This window comes from uncultured Aquincola sp. (assembly GCF_964001545.1).
In the GTDB taxonomy this organism is placed as follows: domain Bacteria; phylum Pseudomonadota; class Gammaproteobacteria; order Burkholderiales; family Burkholderiaceae_C; genus Aquincola.
The window spans coordinates 1-7,030 of sequence record NZ_CAXFDV010000083.1 but is presented as its reverse complement, the minus strand read 5'-3'; the positions used below and the strand labels follow the sequence as shown (position 1 = coordinate 7,030).

General features: G+C 70.1%; 10 protein-coding genes. 7 read left to right on the top strand and 3 right to left on the bottom strand.

The window, feature by feature from the left end; genetic code table 11:
• Positions 1–429 (top strand): tRNA (guanosine(46)-N7)-methyltransferase TrmB (gene trmB / locus ABNT58_RS03025; protein ID WP_348752034.1); only part of this gene is annotated, 429 nt, incomplete at its 5' end.
• Positions 430–448: 19 nt separating this feature from the next.
• Here the strand turns inward: trmB and ABNT58_RS03020 are convergent.
• The 3 genes from ABNT58_RS03020 to ABNT58_RS03010 all read right to left on the bottom strand — a co-directional run bounded on the left by ABNT58_RS03020 (position 449) and on the right by ABNT58_RS03010 (position 2,837).
• Positions 449–1,129, bottom strand: a complete 681-nt coding sequence (locus tag ABNT58_RS03020; protein ID WP_348752033.1) for a glutathione S-transferase family protein — start codon at positions 1,127–1,129, stop codon at positions 449–451.
• 101 nt (positions 1,130–1,230) lie between these two features.
• Complete coding sequence (locus ABNT58_RS03015; protein ID WP_348752032.1) at positions 1,231–2,088, bottom strand: undecaprenyl-diphosphate phosphatase; 858 nt, start codon at positions 2,086–2,088, stop codon at positions 1,231–1,233.
• Positions 2,089–2,216: 128 nt separating this feature from the next.
• Positions 2,217–2,837 (bottom strand): hypothetical protein, encoded by a 621-nt coding sequence (locus tag ABNT58_RS03010; RefSeq protein ID WP_348752031.1) that lies wholly within the window; start codon positions 2,835–2,837, stop codon positions 2,217–2,219.
• Positions 2,838–2,926: 89 nt separating this feature from the next.
• On the opposite strand from ABNT58_RS03010, the gene ABNT58_RS03005 reads away from it, so the two are divergent.
• From ABNT58_RS03005 to ABNT58_RS02980, 6 genes are all read left to right on the top strand, one after another.
• On the top strand, positions 2,927–3,592 hold the full coding sequence (locus ABNT58_RS03005; RefSeq protein WP_348752030.1) for a TetR/AcrR family transcriptional regulator: 666 nt from the start codon (positions 2,927–2,929) through the stop codon (positions 3,590–3,592).
• Between the two features lie 46 nt (positions 3,593–3,638).
• Positions 3,639–4,292, top strand: a complete 654-nt coding sequence (locus ABNT58_RS03000) for a protein-L-isoaspartate O-methyltransferase (RefSeq protein WP_348752029.1) — start codon at positions 3,639–3,641, stop codon at positions 4,290–4,292.
• 1 nt (position 4,293) lies between these two features.
• Positions 4,294–4,476 (top strand): hypothetical protein, encoded by a 183-nt coding sequence (locus ABNT58_RS02995; RefSeq protein WP_348752028.1) that lies wholly within the window; start codon positions 4,294–4,296, stop codon positions 4,474–4,476.
• A gap of 13 nt (positions 4,477–4,489) precedes the next feature.
• Positions 4,490–5,824 carry a TolC family outer membrane protein gene (locus ABNT58_RS02990; RefSeq protein WP_348752027.1) on the top strand — a complete coding sequence of 445 codons (1,335 nt, stop codon included), beginning with the start codon at positions 4,490–4,492 and terminating at the stop codon, positions 5,822–5,824.
• A gap of 58 nt (positions 5,825–5,882) precedes the next feature.
• A complete protein-coding gene (locus ABNT58_RS02985) occupies positions 5,883–6,365 on the top strand; it encodes a (2Fe-2S)-binding protein (RefSeq protein WP_348752026.1) in 483 nt (160 codons plus the stop codon).
• Positions 6,362–7,030, top strand: a 669-nt coding sequence (locus tag ABNT58_RS02980) for a molybdopterin cofactor-binding domain-containing protein (RefSeq protein WP_348752025.1), incomplete at its 3' end; no start/stop codon positions are given. The genes ABNT58_RS02985 and ABNT58_RS02980, both read left to right, overlap by 4 nt.

Sequence of the window (7,030 nt, the reverse complement as noted above, 5' to 3'; positions counted from 1 at the left end):
GTGCATGAGCCCGGCGTGGGCGCGCTGCTCAAGCGCATCGGCGAAGAAGGCCTGACCAATCTGCGGCTGATCCAGCACGACGCGGTGGAAGTGCTGCGCGACATGATCCCGCCGGCTTCACTGGCCGGGGTGCACATCTTCTTCCCGGACCCTTGGCACAAGAAGAAGCACCACAAGCGCCGGCTGCTGCAGCCGGCCTTCGTGGCCAAGCTCATCCAGCACATCGCCCCCGGCGGCTATCTGCATTGCGCCACCGACTGGCAGGACTACGCGGTGCAGATGCTGGAGGTGCTGGGCGCCGAACCCGGCCTGCGCAACACCGCCGAAGGCTACGCCCCGCGGCCGGACTACCGCCCGCTGACCAAGTTCGAGCAGCGCGGCCTGAACCTGGGCCACGGGGTGTGGGACCTGGTGTTCACGCGGCTGTGACCCAGGTTCAGCCGCCCGTTCACGCGTGCTGCCGGTAAGGCTCTTCGAAGTCCAGAAAGTCCTTCTCCGCCAGCGCATCGGCCACCCAGGCCGCCACGCCGGGTGAGGCCCACAACCGGTCGACATAGGCCTGCAGCTCGGGCGGCAGCGCGATGCCATAGGTGATCAGGCGGCCGGCCAGCGGGGCGTAGAAGGCGTCGGCGGCGCAGAACTGGCCGAAGAGAAAGGGGCCGCTGCTGTCCTTCAGCGCGGCGGTCCACATCGCGATGATGCGGTCGAGGTCGCGCTGGATGGCGGGCTGCTCGGCCAGCAGGCGCTGGCCCACCTCGGGCAGCCGCGCCTCGATGTTCTGCGGCAGGTGCTGGCGCAGCGCGCCGAAGCCGGAGTGCATCTCCGCGCTCAGGCTGCGAGCCCGGGCGCGCGCCTGGCGCTCGGCCGGCCACACCGCGTGCTGCGGAAACCGCTCGGCCACGTATTCGACGATGGCCAGCGTGTCCCACACCGCAAAGCCGTCGTCCAGCAGCACCGGCACCCGGCCGGCCGGGGTGAAGCGCGCCAGCTCGGCGTAAAAGGCCGAGCCGGGCTCGAAGTCGAAGCGCAGCTTGCGCTCGGTGAAGGGGATGCCGAAGTGCTTGAGCAGCACCCACGGCCGCATCGACCAGGACGAGTAGTTCTTGTTGCCGATCACGAGTTCGAGCATGGGGTTCTCCGTTGACCGGTCCATGCTAGCGGCGGCTCATCGGCCGCCGCGCTCGTTCAGGCATGAAATCTCCGCATCGGATTGATGCGCAAGCTACGGCTTCAGGCGGCCCACTCCACCCAGCCCGTGTAGGCCGTCAGCAGCACGATCGCGCCGAACACGATGCGGTACCAGGCGAACACGGTGAAGTCGTGGCTGGAGACGTAGCGGATCAGCCAGCGGATGCAGATCAGCGCGCTGACGAAGGCGAAGATCAGGCCCACGATGAACATCGGCGCATCGGCCATGCTCAGCGCCGCGCGCTCCTTCCACACCGAGTAGGCGCCCGCGCCCATCAGCGTGGGGATGCCCAGGTAGAAGCTGAACTCGGCCGCCGCCTTGCGCGAAAAGCCCAGCAGCAGCCCGCCGATGATGGTAGAGCCCGAACGGCTGGTGCCGGGCACCAGCGCCAGGCACTGGATGAAGCCGACCTTCAGCGCATCCATCGCGGTCATGTCGTCCACCGTCTGCACGCGGGCGTGGCGGTCGCCGGCCTGGTCGCGTGCGCCGTAGCGGCGGCGGTGCCGCGCTTCCACCCACAGGATGATCAGGCCGCCGACGATGAAGGCCATGGCCACCGGCACCGGGTGGAACAGCTTTTCCTTGATGGCCTTGCCGAACGACAGGCCCAGCACCACGGCCGGGATGAAGGCGATCAGCACATTGCGCGCAAAGCGCTGGGCCACCGGGTCGTGCGTGATGCCGGAGACGGTGCGCGCCAGCCGCTCGCGGTATTCCCACACCACCGCGAACATCGCGCCGGTTTGAATGGCAATCTCGAACACCTTGGCGCTGGCGCCGGTGAAGTTGAGCAGCGACCCCGCGAGGATCAGGTGGCCGGTCGAAGAGATCGGAAGGAATTCGGTGAAACCTTCCACCAGGCCCATCACTGCAGCCTTCACCAGCAACATCACATCCACTTGGCAGCCTCCCGCCCCAGGGGCGTTTTCGGTCAAAAAAAGAGCCGGCGATCATAGCGGCGGGGTCATGACGGTCCTGCGGCCACCCGTGCCGCGGACAGCAGCAGGACAGCCTCTGCGGCGCGTCCTCAGTCCCGCCGGGCCGCCCCAAGGGACTGAGCTCCCCCTTGGGGGGGCGCGAGCGCAGCGAGCTTGGGGGCCTTCTCCTCGTCCAGCGTCAGCTCGATGCCGGCGGCGGTGATGCGCACCTTCACGTCGCGCACGCCGGCCCGGCGCAGCCGGTCGGCCTGGCTGCTGGAGGCGCGCCACACCGCCTGGTCTTCAAGCAATTGTTCGGCCACCACGCCGGCGGCCTGGCGCACCGGTGCGGGCCAGGCGCCGCCGGCATCGGCCAGGTCGAAGCGGGCCACCCGCACCTGGTGCAGCCGCAGCGACATGTCCGAGGGCTCGAAGCGCAGCGCGCTGTCGGCGTCCACCGTGCCGGTGGCGCTGCGGCGGCTCAGGCGTTCGGTGGCCTCCACCGTCAGCCGCGCGGCCACGCGGTTCTGCTCGGGCAGCAGCTTCAAGGCCGGCGAGCCGATGTTCAGGTCCAGCAGCGACATCACCCGCCGCTGCTGCGGAAACTGGGCGGCGAGCTTGTCCTGCAGCTGGGCTTCGGTGATCACCACCGTGCGCGGCAGGCCGGCACAGCCGGCCAGCAGCACGGCCCCTGCGGCTGCGGCCGCCATCAGGAAAGGTCTTCTTTGCATGGCGGCCAGCTTACCCAAGCCGCTTGGTTGACCCTGCGCAGGCCCAGGGCTACATTAATGACTGACCAGTCAGTAACAAAGCAACGCCGATGTCCACCGGTTCACCCGAACCCGCCCGAGCCGTCCGCCAGCGCCGCAAGGAAGCGCGGCCGCATGAGTTGCTGGCGGCCGCGCTCGAGGTGTTCGTGGAAAAGGGCTTTGCCACCAGCCGCTCCGAAGAAGTGGCCGCCCGTGCCGGCGTCTCCAAGGGCACGCTGTACCTGTACTACCCCAGCAAGGACGAGCTGCTGAAGGCGGTGATCCGCCACTACCTGGGCGAAGAAGTGCGCGCCGGTGCGCTGGAAGTGGCCCGCCACGAAGATGCCGAGCCCGCGGTGCTGTTCGGCGTGCTGGCCGACTGGTGGCAGCGCGTGTATGAAAGCCCGGCCAGCGGCGTGTTCAAGCTGATCATGACCGAGGCGCGCAACTTCCCCGAGATCTCGGCCTTCTACCTGAGCGAGGTCATCGAGCCCGGCTCGCAGCTCATCGGGCAGATGCTGCAGCGGGGCGTGCGCAGCGGCCACCTGCAGCCGATGGACATCGAAAGCGTCACCCACTCCATCATCCTGCCGATGGTGATGCTGTGCCTGCACAAGCATGCGGTGGGCGCCTGCATGCAGCTGCCGCAGCGCAGCTTCGAGCCCGTCCGCTTCATCCGCGACCATCTGGCGCTGGTGCTGCGCGGCGTCAGCGCCGGTGCCCCCTTGCCGAAATAAACTCAGGGGCTTTCCGCCCCTCCGCCCTAACGCCAGACCAAGAGCCATGAACATCGAACAAGCCCGCTTCAACATGATCGAGCAGCAGATCCGCCCCTGGGACGTGCTCGACCAGGACGTGCTGACCCTGCTGACCCAGGTCAAGCGCGAGGCGTTCGTGCCCGAGGCGCACCGTGCGCTGGCCTTCGTCGACACCCAGGTGCCGCTGCCCGCCGGCCAGAGCATGCTCGAGCCCAAGATCGAGGCCCGCCTGCTGCAGGAGCTGGAAGTCACCCGCGACGACCGCGTGCTGGAAGTCGGCGCCGGCTCGGGCTACATGGCCGCGCTGCTGGCCGCGCGTGCCCAGCGCGTCACCACCCTGGAAATCGAGCCCGAGCTGGCCGCGCTGGCCCGCGAGAACCTGCGCCGCGCCGGCGTGGTCAATGCCAAGGTGGTGGAAGCCGACGGCAGCAAGGGCCTGCCCGCCGAAGCGCCGTTCGACGTCATCGTGCTGTCGGGCTCCGTGTCCGAGGTGCCGCAGGCCGTGCTGGACCAGCTGAAGGAAGGTGGCCGGCTGGTCGCCATCGTCGGCCAGCAGCCGGTGATGCGCGCGGTGCTGGTCACCCGCACCGGCGCCAGCGCCTTCCAGCGCCAGGTGCTGTTCGACACCGTCGCGCCGCGCCTGAACGGCTTCGGCGAGCCGACCCGCTTCGCGTTCTGAGTTGAACGTGCAGGCGCGGCAGCCCCTTTCCATGCCGCGCTTTCCACCGTTCACGGCCCGCACCACGCAGGTGGTCGCATGGCGGGTGCAGCGCGCCCGCCACCCAGGTGCAATCGCCGCCCATGGCGGCGCAGCCGGTGTCCAGCAGCAGCGCTTCGTCGTCGTCAAGAACCACGTCTTCTGAAGTGAGGAGCCCCATGCCCAACCCCTTGCCGCGCCGGCGCCCTGGCCACCTGATGCTGGCCGTGCTACTGGCCCTGGGCGCTGCGCCTGCAGCGCGCGCGCAATCGTTGATCGAGCTGTACAACGCCGCCCGCCCCTACGACGCCACCTACCTGGCCGCCCGCGCGCTGGCCGACAGCAACCAGTTCCGCGCCGCCCAGGCCGACGCGCTGCGGCTGCCCAGCATCGGCGTGGGTGCCAGCCACACCAATGCCCGCACCGACTGGCGCACCCGCGACCTGGAATTGAAGTCGCGCACCACCGTGGTGGGCATCAGCGGCCGGCAGACCCTCTTCAACCGCGCCGACAGCGCCACCATCGCCCAGGCGCAGGTGCTGCTGGAAGCCAGCGCCGCCGAGCTGGAAACCGCCGAACAAGACCTGGTGGTGCGCGTGGCCCAGGCCTACTTCGACGTGCTGGCCGCGCAAGACACGCTGGGCACCGCCCAGGCCAACAAGAAGGCCATCAGCGAGCAGCTGGCCTCGGCCAAGCGCAACTTCGAGGTGGGCACCGCCACCATCACCGACACGCGTGAGGCGCAGGCCCGCTTCGACCTGGCCACCTCGCAGGAACTGGCGGCCGAGAACGACCTGCGCACCCGCCGCGTGGTGCTCGACCAGTTGGTGGGCCGCGCCAACGTGCAGCCCAACCCGCTGAAGCAGCCGGTGATGCTGCCCGACCTGGCACCGGCCGACGCAGAGGCCTGGGTCACCAGCGCCTGGGACACCCACCCCGGCGTGCGCCGGGCGCTGGCCGGCCTGGAAACCGCCCGGCTCGAGACCGAGAAGGCCCGCGCCGGCCACCTGCCCACCGTGGAACTCACGGCCCAGGTGGGCGGCCAGCGCCAGCGTGGCAATGCCGCCGAGCTGCCGGGCAACAGCGTGCCGGCCAGCGTGGGCGTGGAGATGAACCTGCCGCTGTTCGCCGGCTTTGCCATCCAGAACCGCGTCAAGGAAACCCTGGCGCTGGAAGAGCGCGCCCGAAACGACCTGGACGCCGCCCGCCGCAGCGTGGCCACCGCCACCCGCACGGCCTACTTCCAGGTGCAGTCGGGCCTGGCGCAGGCGCGTGCGCTGGAAGCGGCCGAAGCCTCCAGCCGCCTGGCACTGGAAGCCACGCAGCTGGGCTACCGGGTGGGCGTGCGCGTCAACCTCGACGTGCTGAACGCGCAAACCCAGCTCTTCACCACCCAGCGCGACCTGGCATTTGCCCGCTACAACGTGCTGCTGGGCACGCTGCGCCTGAAGCAGGCCGCCGGCCAGCTGCGTGGCGACGACCTGCTGGCCATCAACGCGCTGTTGATGCCATGAACCGACGCAGTTCAGGGCGTCGGATTAGCATGGCCCTTCGCCCAAGCGAAGGAAGCCCATGCGACAGATGCACTTCAGCGTCAACGGCCGGCCGGTGTCGGTCGAAGTTCCCGACGAAACCCTGCTGGTCGACCTGCTGCGCGGCCCGCTGGGCCTGACCGGCACCCACATCGGCTGCGACACCAGCCAGTGCGGCGCCTGCACCGTGCTGCTGGACGGCCAGGCCGTCAAGAGCTGCACCGTGCTGGCCGCCCAGGCTGAAGGCCGGGCCGTCACCACCATCGAAGGACTGGCGGCCGAAGGCGCGCCGCTGCACCCGGTGCAAGAGGCCTTCGTGGCCTGCCACGGCCTGCAGTGCGGCTTCTGCACCCCCGGCATGGTGATGACCACGGTCGACCTGCTGTCCCGTGAGCCGCAGCCCAGCGCCGAATGCATCGCCCATGCGCTGGAAGGCAACCTGTGCCGCTGCACCGGCTACGTGAACATCGTCGAATCGGTGCAGACCGCCGCCCGCGCGATGGCCGAAGGGGGCGCCCGATGAGCGCCGCCGCCGTCGAGACCGGCCGCTACGGCAGCGGCCACACCGTGCGCCGCATCGAAGACCCGGCGCTGGTCACTGGCAGAGGCCGCTTCACCGATGACGTGGCGCCCGCCGGCCAGGTGCACCTGGCCTTCGCCCGCTCCACCTACGCCCATGCGCGCATCCTGTCGATCGACGTAGAGGGCGCGCTGGCCCAGCCCGGCGTGCTGGCGGTGTACACCGGCGCCGACCTGGTGGCCGCAGGCGTCAAGCCGTTGCCCGGTGGCGGCTTCAAGCGGCCCGGCGGCAGCCCCGGCGCCACCGCGGCGCGCCATGCGCTGGCGCACGAGGTGGTGCGCTTCGTCGGCGAGGCCGTGGCCGCCGTGGTGGCCGACACGCGTGAAGCCGCCCGCAACGCCGCCGCCGCGCTGTGGGTGGACTACGAAGAGCTGCCCGCCGTGACCGACCCGGTGCAGGCGGTGAGTCCCGGCGCGCCCGTGCTGTGCGAAGCCGCGCCCGACAACATCGCGGCCGAGATGCGCCATGGCGACGCCGCGGCCACTGCCGCCGCCTTTGCCGCCGCGGCGCATGTGGTGCAGGTGGACATCCGCAACCAGCGCCTGGCCGCCAGCCCGATGGAGCCGCGCTGCACCCAGGCCGAGCTGGACGCTGCCACCGGCCGCCTG